Source organism: Streptomyces mexicanus, from assembly GCF_902506575.1.
GTDB lineage: Bacteria > Actinomycetota > Actinomycetes > Streptomycetales > Streptomycetaceae > Streptomyces > Streptomyces mexicanus.
Window position 1 is genome coordinate 492,358 of sequence record NZ_LR732544.1, and the last position, 14,499, is coordinate 506,856.

At 73.8% G+C, this 14,499-nt stretch carries 12 protein-coding genes and 1 pseudogene; 4 read left to right on the top strand and 9 right to left on the bottom strand.

All coding sequences use genetic code 11. The annotated features are described in order from the left end of the window. Positions 1-25: 25 nt before the first annotated feature. Complete coding sequence (locus GV126_RS02295; protein WP_159662210.1) at positions 26-400, bottom strand: DUF488 domain-containing protein; 375 nt, start codon at positions 398-400, stop codon at positions 26-28. 125 nt (positions 401-525) lie between these two features. Next, complete coding sequence (locus GV126_RS02300) at positions 526-2,298, bottom strand: FUSC family protein (RefSeq protein WP_159662212.1); 1,773 nt, start codon at positions 2,296-2,298, stop codon at positions 526-528. 518 nt (positions 2,299-2,816) lie between these two features. Here GV126_RS02300 and GV126_RS02305 point away from each other — a divergent pair. Both GV126_RS02305 and fdhD read left to right on the top strand, forming a co-directional pair. Beyond that, positions 2,817-5,174 carry an FdhF/YdeP family oxidoreductase gene (locus GV126_RS02305; RefSeq protein ID WP_159662214.1) on the top strand — a complete coding sequence of 786 codons (2,358 nt, stop codon included), beginning with the start codon at positions 2,817-2,819 and terminating at the stop codon, positions 5,172-5,174. Continuing rightward, the gene (gene fdhD, locus GV126_RS02310; protein WP_159662216.1) at positions 5,162-5,998 is read left to right on the top strand and encodes a formate dehydrogenase accessory sulfurtransferase FdhD; all 837 of its coding nucleotides are present in this window, start codon (positions 5,162-5,164) and stop codon (positions 5,996-5,998) included. The genes GV126_RS02305 and fdhD overlap by 13 nt, the downstream gene beginning before the upstream one ends. 47 nt (positions 5,999-6,045) lie before the next feature. On the opposite strand, the gene GV126_RS02315 is transcribed toward fdhD, so the two are convergent. Beyond that, positions 6,046-6,954, bottom strand: coding sequence for a LysR family transcriptional regulator (locus GV126_RS02315; RefSeq protein WP_236570223.1), 909 nt, complete (start codon positions 6,952-6,954; stop codon positions 6,046-6,048). A 64-nt stretch (positions 6,955-7,018) separates the two neighbouring features. Here GV126_RS02315 and GV126_RS02320 point away from each other — a divergent pair, with 64 nt between their 5' ends. Both GV126_RS02320 and gap read left to right on the top strand, forming a co-directional pair. Next, a complete protein-coding gene (locus GV126_RS02320) occupies positions 7,019-7,975 on the top strand; it encodes a GlxA family transcriptional regulator (protein WP_159662220.1) in 957 nt (318 codons plus the stop codon). A gap of 161 nt (positions 7,976-8,136) precedes the next feature. Next, entirely contained in the window at positions 8,137-9,141 is a 1,005-nt protein-coding gene (gap, locus tag GV126_RS02325) for a type I glyceraldehyde-3-phosphate dehydrogenase (protein WP_159662222.1), read from the top strand. 235 nt (positions 9,142-9,376) lie between these two features. Here gap and GV126_RS36175 read toward each other — a convergent pair. From GV126_RS36175 to GV126_RS02350, 6 genes and pseudogenes are all read right to left on the bottom strand, one after another. Beyond that, a pseudogene (locus GV126_RS36175) lies at positions 9,377-9,503 on the bottom strand (succinyl-CoA--3-ketoacid-CoA transferase); the annotation flags it as partial. A gap of 28 nt (positions 9,504-9,531) precedes the next feature. Continuing rightward, positions 9,532-10,284 (bottom strand): SDR family NAD(P)-dependent oxidoreductase, encoded by a 753-nt coding sequence (locus GV126_RS02330; protein WP_159662224.1) that lies wholly within the window; start codon positions 10,282-10,284, stop codon positions 9,532-9,534. Next, positions 10,281-11,252, bottom strand: a complete 972-nt coding sequence (locus GV126_RS02335) for a fumarylacetoacetate hydrolase family protein (RefSeq protein WP_159662226.1) — start codon at positions 11,250-11,252, stop codon at positions 10,281-10,283. Before GV126_RS02335 ends, GV126_RS02330 begins: the two co-directional genes overlap by 4 nt. A 98-nt stretch (positions 11,253-11,350) precedes the next feature. Further along, positions 11,351-12,289, bottom strand: coding sequence for a VOC family protein (locus GV126_RS02340; protein WP_159662228.1), 939 nt, complete (start codon positions 12,287-12,289; stop codon positions 11,351-11,353). 13 nt (positions 12,290-12,302) lie between these two features. Beyond that, positions 12,303-13,352, bottom strand: a complete 1,050-nt coding sequence (locus GV126_RS02345; protein ID WP_236569844.1) for an amidohydrolase family protein — start codon at positions 13,350-13,352, stop codon at positions 12,303-12,305. Beyond that, positions 13,349-14,479 (bottom strand): FAD-dependent oxidoreductase, encoded by a 1,131-nt coding sequence (locus GV126_RS02350; protein ID WP_159662232.1) that lies wholly within the window; start codon positions 14,477-14,479, stop codon positions 13,349-13,351. The genes GV126_RS02345 and GV126_RS02350 overlap by 4 nt, the downstream gene beginning before the upstream one ends. Between the last annotated feature and the right edge of the window lie 20 nt (positions 14,480-14,499).

Consider the following 14,499-nt stretch of genomic DNA (forward strand, 5'->3'; position numbering starts at 1 on the left):
GGCGAGGGGCCGGCCCGGTCAGGTCTCACGCGTGCTGGTGTTCGCTGTGGTTCAGCCAGTCGGCGAGGACGGCGGCCTCGCTGTGGTCGACGTCCTTGGTCGCCGTCAGGAGTGTGACCTTGCCGTGGGCCGCCAGGTCGTGCAGCCGCTCGACGGCCGGCCGGTGCTCGGGATCGTCGAGCTCGGCCAGGTAACGACGGCGGAACTCGTCGAAGAGTTCGGGGTCGTGGTGGTACCAGCGCCGCAGGTCGGTCGACGGCGCGACGTCCCGCAGCCACTCGTCCAGGTGTGCCTCCTCCTTGCTCACACCTCGCGGCCACAACCGGTCGACGAGCACACGCTTGCCGTCCTGGGGCGAGGCGTCCTCGTAGATCCTGCGGTAGGCGATCCGTCCTGCCATGGCAGCCCCTTCGTCGGCGCGCCGACCGCGCTCCCGCCCGTCGGTGGCGGCACCGACCGGGCCGGCGCGTCGGCTGTCGATCCGCCCATGGTCCCACGCGGCCGGACCACCGGCGAGCGGACCCGTCACCGCCACCGGTGGTGCAGCCGCGCCAGCAGCATGTAACCGCGGTGCTCGGCCGCGGCCAGTTCGGCGGGGTCGATGCCCGCCGGCCACAGCTCTCCCGCGGCGGCGTCGTCGGCCTCGCGCAGCTCCACCACGGCCGCGACCAGACGCCCCTGGACGTCCGGGGACGGCGGTCCGCAGGACGAGGCAAGGGCCCGATCCGCCCGGTCCGCCGCCCGCGTGCACGCGGCGAGCGCACGCTCCACCCGCACCGCCGCGTGGTCGTCGACCACCAGCACCGCGCACACCAGCCCCACCGCGATCCCCAGGAAGCTGGCGAGCCCGCGGTCGTACGCGAGTTCCCCGGCGGACACAGGGGCGACCATGTCGCTCAGCAGCAGGGCCAGCGGCGTCACGAAGACGACGCCCAAGCCGTAGTTGCGGACCACGGCGTACTCCAGCAGGAACTCCAGGAGCACGACCACCAGCGCGAGAGCCGGGGGACCCGGGTGCGCGGCCAGCACACCGAGCGCGATCAGCAGCCCGACGACGGTGCCCAGGGTGCGCTGCGCGGCACGCTGCGCCGTCGTACGGATGGTGACCGAGTGCAGCACGGCGGCCGCCGAGATCGCCGCCCAGTAGCCGTGCCCGAGCCCCAGCAGCAGGGCCAGCGCGCCGGCCACCCCGGTACCGAGGGTCATCCGCAGCGCCGGAACGACCCGGACCGACAGGTGACCGGGGCCGCCCGGGCGCCGCCCCAGCAGCAGCTCCGAGGCGCGGGAGGCGGTGGACTCCGCCCGCACCGCCTCCCCTTCGGCGGCATCGGCGGCCCGGCCGCCGGGCACGGTCGCCCAGGGGGACTCCAGGCCGGGCAGCAGCGGAGCGAGCCGGCGGCGACGGTCGGTGAGCAGCGCGGCCTGGCGCCGCAGCAGGTCCGGCGTCGCGGCGAGTCGGTCGGGCGGTCGCCGGACGGACCCGATCAGCAGGGACCACGACAGGTCCGCCAGCCGCGCGCAGGTGTCCTCGCGGCCGCCGGGCCGCACGTCCGCGGGCGGTGTGCGGCCCAGGCAGTGGTACGCGTGCAGGACGGCCACCGTCGCCCGGTGCCGCTTCGGGGCCGCCGCCTTCCCGGCGGCGTCTGCCTGCAGCAGGTCCGCGAGGGCGCGCAGCGCCGCGGCGACGGCGAGGCGCTGGGGCCGGTCGGGGTGGACGAGGCGGCCCACCACGGCCAGCCCCCAGGCCACCGCAGACGCCGCTGCGGCCAGCCCGGTCCGCGGCAGGACCTCGGCGTACGCGGTGGCGGTGTTGGCGGCCACCGCGAAGGAGAACAGCAGCAGCACCGCGCCCAGTCCGCCCAGCCGGGCGGTGTCGCAGGCGAACTTGGCCGTCCCGGCGACCACGGCCGTCGCCGCCACCACCGCCACGGCACCGGCCCCGCCCGCCCGGGGATGCGCCGCCGCGGCCAGGACCGCACCACAGCACACGCACGCCGTCATGGCCGCCCCGACCAGCGCGAGCACCCGGGCACGGCGCCGGTAGGGCAGGTTGCGCGCGAACGTGGTGGTGAAGGAGCCCAGCATGGCGTACACCGCCAGGTCCGGCCGGCCCAGCAGCACGACCGGCAGCGCCACCAGCGCCATGGCCAGGGCCGCTCGCAGGGCGAAGAGGAACGCTCCGTCCGCCTGGTGCACGGCCAGTGCGCCGCGCGGGTCGAGCACCCGCGTCACCCGGGCGAGCGGGCGCCGCCGGTCGCCCCTGACCGGGGCGAGAGAGCGGCTGTGCGACAACGGCATGGTCGGTGGAGGTCCTCTGTGCTGCTGGTGCGGATCGACGGGGCGGGTGCGCAAGCGGGAGTGACGTACGGGCGTGGCACGTACGGGGCGGAGGCCCGCGCCGGGAGTGGCCGTGCCACCGCCGTGCCGCGCACGGGCACCTGCTGCCCGCCGCTCGGCGTCGTGGTGCTGCCGGGCCGCTCGCACCCCGGGCATGCCAGGGCGGCCCCGTGCGACGTCGCCATGGACCGGGACGCCCTCCTCACGGGCCGAGCACCAGCATGGCGCGGTCCGGAACACCGGTCAAAGAGGGGGCGCGGATGATGTGATAAACAGCGTCTATCTCCGGCGGCGTCCGCGCCGCGCGCACGGGAGCACGGCGGGTGGGACAGGTCCCACCGGTCACCCCGGTGATAAGCGGCGCCGATCAACTGATCGACAACCCCTCTTTGACTTCCCTCCGTGACGGGGCGGAGGCTTGCCCCGCAGCAGCCCGAGTAAGAGTCCGCGGTCGACGCGAGGAAGAGGCACACCGGACGATGAGCGGCAACGAGGACCCCGTCGACGACCTGTCGGTCACCCCGCCCAAGCGCTGGGCCGCGGGCGTTCCCGCGGTCGCCCACGCGCTGGAGTACTCCCTGCACCAGACCTCGGCCCGGCGCACCGCCCTGACGCTGCTGAACATCAACCAGGCCAAGGGCATCGACTGCCCCGGCTGCGCCTGGCCGGAGCCGGCGCCCGGGCAGCGGCACCGCAACGAGTACTGCGAGAACGGCGCCAAGCACATCAACGACGAGGCCACCACCCGCCGGGTCACCGCCGACTTCTTCCGCGAGCACTCCGTCGCCGAGCTGGCCGGCAAGTCCGACTACTGGCTCAACCAGCAGGGCCGCCTGACCGAACCCATGGTCAAGCGGCCGGGCGCCACCCACTACGAACCGATCGGCTGGGACGAGGCGCTGGACCTGCTGGCCCGGGAACTGCGCGCCCTCGACTCACCCGACGAGGCCCTCTTCTACACCTCCGGCCGGCTGAACAACGAGGCCGCCTTCCTGCTGCAGCTGTTCGCCCGCGCCTTCGGCACCAACAACCTGCCCGACTGCTCCAACATGTGCCACGAGTCCAGCGGGTCGGCACTGCAGGAGACGCTGGGCATCGGCAAGGGCAGCGTCTCCCTGGACGACATCCACCACGCGGACCTGGTGTTCGTCGTGGGGCAGAACCCGGGCACCAATCATCCGCGCATGCTCTCCGCGCTGGAGGAGACCAAGCGCAACGGCGGGCAGGTGGTGGCGGTCAACACCCTGCCCGAAGCCGGCCTGATCCGCTTCAGGAACCCGCAGAAGCCCCGCGGGGTCGTCGGCCGCGGCACGCAGATCGCCGACCAGTTCCTGCACATCCGGGCCGGCGGCGACCTCGCCCTGTTCCAGGCGCTCAACCGGCTGCTGCTCGAAGCCGAGGACGCGGCGCCCGGCACCGTGCTCGACCACGACTTCATCGACACCTGCACCACCGGGTTCGCCGACTTCGCCGAGCACGCCCGGAAGGTCTCCTGGGACGACGTCCTCACGGCGACGGGGCTGACCCGCGAGGAGATCGAGCAGGTGCACCACCGGGTGCTGCGGAGCGAGAAGATCATCGTGTGCTGGGCGATGGGACTGACCCAGCACAAGCACGGCGTGCCCACCATCCGGGAGATCGTCGACTTCCTGCTGCTGCGCGGCAACATCGGCCGGCCCGGCGCCGGGGTGTGCCCGGTACGCGGCCACAGCAACGTCCAGGGCGACCGGACCATGGGGATCTGGGAGCGGATGCCCCGGTCGTTCCTGGACGCGCTCGGCCGCGAGTTCGGGTTCGCCCCGCCCACCCGGCACGGCCTGGACTCCGTCGACGCCATCCGGGCCATGCGCGACGGCCGCGCCCGCGTCTTCCTCGGCGTGGCCGGCAACTTCGTGCGCGCCACACCCGACAGCCTCGTCACCGAGGCGGCGATGCGGCGGTGCCGGCTCACCGCCCACATCTCCACCAAGCTCAACCGCTCCCACACGGTCTGCGGCGAGATCGCCCTCATCCTTCCCACGCTGGGCCGCAGCGACCGGGACATCCAGGCCGGCGGGGAGCAGTTCGTCACCGTCGAGGACTCCATGAGCCAGGTGCACGCCTCCCGCGGACGGCTGGCTCCCGCCTCCCCGCACCTGCTCAGCGAGGTCGCCATCATCAGCCGGCTGGCCCGCCGCACGCTCGGGGACCGGCCGGCCGTCCCCTGGGAGGAGTTCGAGGCCGACTACGGCAGCATCCGGGACCGGATCGCCCGTGTCGTGCCCGGCTTCGAGGACTTCAACGCCCGCGTCGCCGAGCCCGGCGGCTTCCGGCTGCCCAACCCCGTCAACCGCAGGGTGTTCCCCACCCCGAGCGGCAAGGCGGTCTTCACCTGCAACGAGTTCACCATGCCGCACGTGCCCGCGGGGCATCTGCTGCTGCAGACGCTGCGCTCGCACGACCAGTGGAACACCGTCCCGTACTCGATGAACGACCGCTACCGGGGCATCCACAACGCCCGCCGTGTCGTCCTCGTCAACCCGGACGACCTCAGCGCCCTCGGACTCGCCGACCGCGACCGGGTGGACCTGGTGAGCGTGTGGCAGGACGGCACCGAGCGTCGCGCGCGGGACTTCACCGTCGTCGCCTACCCGGCCTCCCGCGGCTCCGCCGCCTCCTACTACCCGGAGACCAACGTCCTCGTCCCGTTGGACAGCGTCGCCGACATCAGCAACACACCCACCTCCAAGGCCGTCGTGGTACGGCTGGAACGCACCACCGCGGGCGCTACGGGCGAGCGGGAGCAGGAGCGGCAGGAGGTGACCGCCGGGAGCGGGCGGGAATCATGGGGCGCGTGACCGCGCGCCGCAAGGTGCTGCGCGTCCGGGACGGCGTCTTTTCGTACCGGCCCGATGCCCTGGCCGCCGAGGAACCCCTGGAGATCCGGGTCGGCGGGCGGCCGCTGACCGTGACGATGCGCACCCCGGGCGACGACTTCGACCTGGCCGCCGGATTCCTGGTGAGCGAGGGCGTGGTGCACGCCGCCGCCGATGTCACCGCGATCCGCTACTGCGCCGGCGCCACCGCGGACGGCCACAACACGTACAACGTGGTCGACGTCGCCCTGGCCCCCGGCGTGCCGGCCCCCGACGCGTCGCTGGAACGCAACTTCTACACCACCTCCTCGTGCGGGCTGTGCGGGAAGGCCAGTCTGGACGCGGTCCGCACCTCGGCGCCGTGGTCGGTGGCCGAGGACCCGCTGCGCGTTGCGCCAAAGGTGCTGTCGCTCCTGCCCGACCGGCTGCGGGCCGCGCAGCGGGTGTTCGACCGCACCGGCGGACTGCACGCCGCGGGACTGTTCACCGCGCACGGTGAACTCCTGTGCCTGCGCGAGGACGTGGGCCGGCACAACGCGGTGGACAAGGTGGTGGGACACGCCCTGCGGACCGGGCTGCTGCCGTTGCGCGCGACCGTGCTGATGGTGAGCGGCCGGGCCTCGTTCGAACTGGTGCAGAAGGCCGTCATGGCGGGCATCCCCGTGCTCGCCGCCGTCTCCGCCCCGTCCTCGCTGGCCGTGGACCTGGCCGAGGACAGTGGGCTGACCCTGGTCGGGTTCCTGCGGGGGACCTCGATGAACGTCTACACCGGCGCCGAGCGCCTGGAACACGGGCTCGCCGACTGACCGCCCGAAGGGGAAGGGAAACACGGCCGTGCGGAGGGAGACGCGGGCTACCCCTGCGAAGCCCACGTGCCCGACAGGCGCTCCAGGCCGGCGGTGAGGTCGGTGCGGCGGGCGATGTCCGTCAGGGCCCGGGCCATGACCGAACCCGGCTCCCGCGCGGCGGTCACCAGCCCGACGCGCACCGCCCGGGCGGGCTCGACCAGCGGCACCGCCCGCATGCCGTGCGGTATGCCGAAGACGTGCAGCCAGGCCTGCGGCACGACCGTCGCCCACTGACCGGTCCTGACATGAGCGAACAGCGTGGCCACCGAGTCGGTCTCGACCCGGGGCGACGGCCGCACCCCGGCCTCGGCGAACAGCTCGTCCAGCACCCTGCGGCCCTGCATGTTCCCGGTGAGCAGGCACAGCGGCAGCCGCGACGCCTGCGACCACGTCGCCGTCGCCCGGTGCCCCACGTTGTCGGCGGCACCGGTCAGCAGCACGTACCGCTCCTGGTACAGCGGCACCGTCCGGAACCCCTCCGGCAGATCCTTGTGCAGATACGTGATGCCGGCGTCGAACTCGAAGTTCTGCACCTGCCGGAGGATGTCCTCGTGCTGGAGGTCCGCCCGGACCTCCACCCCGACCAGCGGGTGCGCCGTGCAGAACGGGCTGGTCAGCAGCGACACCGCACCGGTCGCGGTGGGGATCACCCCCACGCGCAGGGTGCCGCTCAGCCCGGTGCGCAGGGCGCTCACCTCGTCCTTGAGGGCGTCGCGGTCGGCCAGGATCCGCTGGGCCCACACCACGATGCGCTCGCCCTCGGGGGTCAGGCCCTCGTACTTCCGGCCGCGCCGGACCAGCGGTACGTCCAGTTCCTCCTCCAGCTTGCGGATCGCCTCCGACAGCGCCGGCTGGGAGACGTAACAGGCCTGCGCGGCACGCGCGAAGTGACGTTCCCGGGACAGCGCCACCAGGGTACGAGGCGGGGATGCCGCCCGTTCGGCGCGGCCGGCATCCCCGCCTCGTACCCTGGTGCCCGTGCCGTCCTCCCGTCTGTCGCGTGTCGCCGTCCTCGTGCTCGAAGGCGCCAAGCCGCTCGACGTCGGCATCCCCGCGCAGGTGTTCACGACCCGCGCCAGCATGCCGTACGAGGTACGGGTGTGCGGTGCCGCGCCCGGCCTCGTCACCGGCGGCGACGGGCTGTCGTACGCCGTCGCGCACGGCCTGGAGGCGCTGCGGTGGGCCGACATCGTCTTCGTGCCCGGCTACCGCTTCCCCGACCGCGAGGCGCCGCCGCCGGCCGTCGTGGACGCGCTGCTCGCCGCCCACGACCGCGGCGCCCGGCTCGCGGCCATCTCCACGGGCGCCTTCGCGCTGGCCGCCACCGGCCTGCTCGACGGCAGACGCGCCACGACCCACTGGCACTACACGCGCGCGCTGGCGGCGAAGCATCCACTGGTCCGGGTCGACGAGAACGTCCTGTTCGTCGACGAGGGCAGCGTGCTCACCTCGGCCGGTGCCGCCTCCGGCATCGACCTGTGCCTGCACATCCTGCGCGCGGACCTCGGGGTGGCCGCCTCCCACCACGCCGCCCGGCGCCTGGTCGCGGCCCCCTACCGCAGCGGCGGTCAGGCGCAGTACGTGCCGCGCAGCGTGCCCGAGCCGCTGGGGGAGCGGTTCGCCGCCACCCGCGAGTGGGCGCTGCACCGGCTGCACGAACGCCTCACCCTGGAGGAACTCGCCCGCCACGCGGGGGTGTCGGAGCGCACCCTGTCCCGGCGCTTCGTCGAGGACACCGGGTACACGCCCCTGCAGTGGGTGATGCGCGCCCGTATCGACCTGGCCCGCGAGCTGCTGGAGCGCTCCCAGCGCAGCGTCGAGCAGATCGCCGCCGACGTGGGCCTGGGCACCGGCGCGACCCCCCGGCTGCACTTCCAGCGCGTCCTCGGCGCCCCCCCGGGCGAGTACCGCCGCACCTTCACCCGCGGCCGATAGGCCACGCGGTCCCCGGCCGCCGGGCGATCGCCCCACGCCTTCCCGGGAGGGGGGAGCGCCGTGCGCCCGAGCCTGGCGGGATCCTTGCGAACCGTGGCGATGACGCCGCTGTCCCGCCGCCGCACCGCACGCCACCCTGGTGGCGAACAGGAGGGACACACATGACCCGCATCGCCATCAACGGCTTCGGCCGCATCGGCCGCAACGTGCTGCGCGCACTGCTGGAGCGGAACAGCACACTGGAGATCGCCGCCGTCAACGACCTCGCCGACCCGGCCACGCTGGCGCGGCTGCTCTCCTTCGACACCACCGCCGGCCGGCTCGGCCGCCCGGTGATCGTCGACGGGGACACGCTCGTCGTCGACGGCCGCCGCATCCGGGTGCTCGCCGAACGCGAACCCGCGCGCCTGCCGTGGGCGGAACTCGGCGTGGACATCGTGCTGGAGGCCACCGGCCGCTTCACCGCCGCCAAGGCCGCCCGCGCCCACCTGGACGCGGGCGCGAAGAAGGTCCTCGTCGGCGCGCCGTCGGACGGCGCCGACGTCACGCTCGCCTACGGCGTCAACACCGGCGCCTACGACCCCCAGCTGCACACCGTCGTCTCCAACGCCTCCTGCACGACCAACGCGCTCGCGCCGCTGGCCGCCGTCCTCGACGAACTCGCCGTTATCGAGCACGGCTTCATGACGACGGTGCACGCCTACACCCAGGAGCAGAACCTGCAGGACGGCCCGCACCGCGACGCCCGCCGCGCCCGCGCCGCCGCCGTCAACATCGTGCCGACCACGACGGGCGCGGCCAAGGCGATCGGACTGGTCCTGCCGAACCTGGACGGCAAGCTGTCGGGCGACTCGATCCGGGTGCCGGTCCCGGTCGGCTCCCTCGTCGAACTCAACACCACCGTCGCCCGCGACGTGACCCGCGAGGAGGTGCTGCGGGCCTACCGCGCCGCGGCGGACGGGCCGCTCGCCGGCATCCTCGAGTACTCCGAGGACCCGCTGGTCTCCTCCGACATCGTGGGCAACCCGGCCTCGTCGATCTTCGACTCGGCCCTCACCCGCGTCGACGGACGCCACGTGAAGGTGGTCGCCTGGTACGACAACGAGTGGGGCTTCTCCCACCGGGTGATCGACACCCTCGAACTCCTCGCGTCGCACACCCGCTGACCGGGCCGACGGCCTGCCCGCTCCCGGCCGGGCGGCGTGGCGTCGCGGCCCACGCGGACCGGTGCGCCGGTGCGGGCCGCGACGTCCTCCACGGTGACACCGGGGGCGGTCTCCACCAGGGCGAGGCCGTCCTCGGTGGCGTCCAGGCGGCGAGGTCGGGGCTGATCCGGTTCACGCACCGCTCGCCGGGCAGCGGCAGCGTGCACTCCGTGCGGATCTTCGCGCTGCCGTCCTGGACGTAGGGGCGGCCGCCGAAGTCCCGGGTCTCCTTCGGGCGGGGACGCGACGGCGACCGTGCCGTCGGGGGCGTAGCGCCGGGGCAGGCCGCCCCGGGCCACCTGGGTGCCGACGCCGGCCGGGGTGCCGGCGCGCACCGGCCTGCGCGCCCTGTCACGTCGCCGCCTCGCGCAGGGCGTCGGACACGGACTTCACACCGCCGTGCGCGGTGAGCCCGCCGTCGACGGGGATGTCGGCGCCGGTGATGAACGACGCCTCCTCGGACAGCAGGAACACCACGAGCGGGGCGACCTCGTCGACGGTGCCGGTGCGGCCGAGCGGTGTCTCCCGGACGTTGGCCTCGCGGAAGGCCGGTGCGGCACAGGCGGTCATCTCGGTCTCGATGTAGCCGGGGTGGATGGTGTTCACGCGGATGCCGCGCGGCCCCAGTTCCAGCGCCGCCGTCCGTGACAGGCCCCGCAGGCCCCACTTGCTGGCGGTGTAGGCGACCGGGTAGTGCGCGGTGAGCGCGGCGGAGGAGCCGACGTTGACGATGGAGGAGCCCGGAGGCATCAGCGGGGCGAGGTGCTGGATGCCGAGCAGGGCGCCGGTGACGTTGACCGCGTGCACCCGGTCGAAGTCCGCGGCGCGGACCTCGCCGAGGCGCGCGCGCCAGGTGACGCCGGCGTTGTTGACCAGGCCGTGCACCCGACCGTACGCCTCCTTCACCTCGGCGGTGAGCGCCGCCCAGTCCTGTGCGCTGGTGACGTCGAGGCGGCGGCAGTTCCCCTCGGGCCGGACGTCGGTGGCGACGACACGGGCGCCCTGCCGGGTCAGGGCCTCCACCTCCGCCGCGCCCTGGCCGCGGGCGGCCCCGGTGACGACGACCACCTTGCCCAGCAGCCGCTGGGGGCGCAGTTCGCTCACGGCCGCTCCCGCGACCGGCGCCGGCCCGCGGGGAGGGGGACGGGATCGGCGCCCGGCACCACGGTGTTGGACACGGTGCCGATGCCCTCCACGGTGAGCGTGACGGTGTCGCCGGGCTTCAGCGGCGGCGGTGTCCGCTCGCCGCGCAGGCCCCACAGCTCGGCCAGGCAGCCGCCGTTGCCGCAGGTGCCCGAGCCGAGCACGTCCCCGGGCGCGACCCGGGTGCCGCGCGAGGCGTAGGCGACCATCTCCTCGAACGTCCAGCTCATGTTGGACAGCAGGTCCCTGCCGACGACCTCGCCGTTGACCTCGGCGGTCAGTGCCAGCCGCAGGAAGCCCTCGTCGTCGCGGTAGGGCTCCAGCTCGTCGGCGGTGACCAGGTACGGGCCGAGCGTGGTGGCGGTGTCCTTGCCCTTGCACGGGCCGAGACCCACCTTCATCTCGGCGGACTGCAGGTCGCGGGCGGACCAGTCGTTGAAGACGGTGTAGCCGACGATGTGGTCGCGGGCCTGGTCGGGGGTGAGGTCGCGCCCCTCGCGGCCGATGACTGCGCCGACCTCCAGCTCGAAGTCCAGCACCTTCGAGCCGGGTGGGACGGGGATGTCGTCGTGCGGGCCGTACACGGCGTGCGGGTTGGTGAAGTAGAACGTCGGCGCGGCGTACCACTGCTCGGGCACTCCGGCGGCCCCGTCGACGGAGCGCCGTACGCCCTCGACGTGTTCCTCGAAGGTGACGAAGTCCCGTATCGAGGCGGGGGCGAGCGGGGGCAGCAGCCGGACTTCGCGGACGTGCGGACCGGGCGGCGCGTCCAGGGCGACGGCACCGGCGTCGAGCAGCGCCCGCAGTCCCTGCCCGGAGGCGAGCACCTCGGTGAGGGAGCGGACGCCGGGCAGCGGGTGGAGCACGTCGTCGTCGCCGACGACGGCGAGGCGGGTGCGGTGCTGGTGTGCGTAGGCGGCGAAGCGCATGGGCGGCTCCTGGCGAAGCGGGCGCCAGGGCGCGGCGGCACTGTGTCAGGGCAGGTGACAGGCCGGCCGCGCCCCGGAGCGAGGGGGAGAAGGGAGGATCAGACCGGCGGGGCGACGAAGCAGCCGCGGTCGGGGTCGTTGAAGGACTCCTTGGCGACGAGTTCGTTCATCGGGTTGGCGGTGCCCCACTGGTCGGTGACCTCGGGCTGGGAGAAGTCGTACACGTGCGGGTGCCAGGTGTCCTCGTCCAGGCACTCCAGCTCGGTGGTGTACTCGACGGTGTTGCCGTGCGGGTCGAGGAAGTAGGTGAAGGTGTTGTCACCGGCCATGTGCCGGCCCGGGCCCCAGATCTTCCGGTAGCCGGCGCGCATCACCCGGCCGGAGCCGCGCATGTACTCGTCCAGGCCGCGCATCTCGAAGGAGACGTGGTGCAAGGAGGTGTGCGGGCCCTGCGCGATCGCCATCGAGTGGTGCTGGTCGGAGATCCGCATGAAGTGCATGACCTCGCCCATGTGCGGCGAGCTGAGTGTGTCGGACAGCCGGAAGCCGAGGTGCCGCTCGTACCACTGGCGGGGCCGGTTCAGGGCGGGGGAGTTGAGCACGACGTGGCTCAGCTTGACCGGGATCGACTCCCGCTCCTCGATCTTGCGGTGTTGCCGCACCCGGACGTCGGCGGACACCTCGATGGTGCGGCCATCGACGTCGAAGAAGCGGAAGCCGTAGCCGCCGCCGGGTGTGTCGACGTTCCCCGGCCGCGAGATCAGCTGGACGCCGCCGGCCAGCAGCCGTTCGGCGAGCGTGTCGACGTCGGCCGGGCTCGCGGCGCCGTAGGAGACGAGGTCCAGGCGCTTCTCCTCGGCCTTGCGCAGCCGCACGACGTACTGTTCGGGGCTGCCCTCGGCGGCCAGGAAGGAGATCCCGGAGTCCTCGGCGACCTTGGTCAGGCCCCAGACGCCGGCGTAGAAGTCGAGCTGCTTGTCGTAGTCGGGCACGGCCAGGTCGACGTGCCTCAGGTGGGTGAGCAGGCGTGCGCTCATGGTGGGTGCCTCCTCAGGCGGGGGTGAGGTGGAGCAGGGCGGCGGCGGTGCCGCCGCGGACGGCCTCGACGTCGGCCTCGGGCAGCCGCGCGGCGCGCAGCGCGCCGAGCGGGTCCTCGGTGCCCATGTCGAAGGGGAAGTCGGAGCCGAGCAGCACCCGGTCGGCACCGGCCACCCGGACCAGTTCCCGCAGCACGTGCGGGTCGTGGACGAGGGAGTCGAAGTACAGCCGCTTGAGATAGCTGCTGGGCGGGTGCGCGCAGCCGGCGCCCGCGTCGGAGCGGGTGCTCCAGGCGTGGTCGGAGCGGCCGATGTGGGTGGGCAAATAGCCGCCGCCGTGCGCGGCGATCACCTTCAGGCCCGGGTGCCGGTCGAGGACACCGGAGAAGATCAGATGGGACAGGGCGACGGCGTTCTCGGTGGGCTGGCCCACCGTGTTGGACAGGTACCACCGGTCCAGCCGCTCGTCCAGGGTGCATCCGAAGGGATGCAGGAAGATCAGCGCGCCCGTCTCCTCGGCCCGCGCCCACAAGGGCTCGTACGCCGGGTCGGACAGCTCGCGGCCCGGGGCGTGACTGGAGATCTCCACCCCCGCCAGCCCCTGCTCCAGCGCGTGGTCCAGGGCGGCCGCGGTGAGCCGCGGGTGCTGCAGCGGTACGAGACCGAGGCCGCGCAGGCGCTCCGGGGCGGCCGAACAGTGCGCGGCGGTGGCCTCGTTGGCCAGCCGGTACACCTTCTCGGCCGTCTCCTCGTCCGTCCAGTAGTGGTAGTGCGACGGGGACGGGCTGACCAACTGCACGTCCACGCCCTGCGCGTCCATCGCGGCCAGCCGCACGGCGACGTCGGTCAGGCGGGGGATGCGCTGACGCACCATGGGGCCGCTGACGGCGAGCGCCGCGGGCCCGTTGCGCCGGGCGTCGAGTTCCCGGGCCTCGGTGTGGCCGGGCAGGCCGGTCACCAGGGCGTCGACCTCGGGCAGCAGCACGTGGGCGTGCACGTCGACGGTGGGACCGGGACGTGCCCCGGCACCGGTGTGCGGGACGGGCGAGGCGGAGGTGGTCACGGCAGCTCCCTGAGCATCGTCACCGTGCGGGCCATCAGGCCGGGGACGTCGGCGTCGCGCACCCCGTCGAGCTGCCATCGGCCGATCTGGACGGACGCCTCCACGACGGGGCGCACCCGCCTGATCCGGCGGTCGTGGTACGCCTGGAACAGCGCGTCGTCCCAGGTGTCCGCCTCGGTCAGGAGCCGGGCGAGCACGAGTGCGTCCTCCAGGGACAGGGCGGCGCCCTGGGCGAGGGTGGGCGGGCAGCAGTGCGCGGCGTCACCGACGAGGACGACCCGGCCGCGATGCCAGGAGCCTTCCACCAGCAGCCGGTCGAACCAGGTGTAGTTGACCTCGGCCGGGTCGGTGATGTGCCGGGTGATCTCCGGCCAGTGGCCGCCGTAGGCGGAGGCCAGACGGCGCATCTCCTCGGCGTAGGTGTCGGCCGGGACGGACGCGCGGTCGCGGTTGGCCTCCACGACGTACGCGTAGATCGTCGTGTCGCCGGTGGGGCAGTACCCGGCGATGTGGGCGGGGCCGCCGTAGGCGAGGTCGGTGCGGGTCAGGCCGGCCGGGCGCGGGGCGGCCACGCGCCAGATGGCCATGCCGGTCGGCTCCGGCTCGGCGGTGATGCCGATGGCCGCGCGGGTCGCCGAGTTGAGGCCGTCGGCGGCTATGACCAGGTCGTAGCGGCGCTCGGTGCCGTCGGTGAAGCGGACGGTGACACCGTCGCCGTCCTGGTCCAGGGACGTGGCCCGGGTGCCCAGACGGACGCGGGCGCCGCTCGCGCGCACCGCGTCGCTGAGGATGCGCTGCAGCTGCGGGCGCTGCATGCCGACCGTGGCCGGCAGGTCGTCACCGCCGGTGCGCAGATCGTCCTGGACGTGCAGGACGGTGCCGTCCGGGGCGGTGATGCCGACCGTGTCGAAGGCGAACCCGGACGCCTCCACCTGCTCCCACACGCCCAGTTCGCGCAGCACCCGCAGGGCGTTGCCCTGGAGGGTGATGCCGGAGCCGGCGGTGGCGTTCCAGTCGTCCTTGGCCTCGATCAGGTCCACGCTCATCCCGGCCCGGCGCAGCAGGACCGTCCCGGCGGTGCCCGCTGCGCCGCCGCCGACCACCAGGACCGTGCGGGCTGTGCTCATGGGGAACTCCCTTGTTCCGC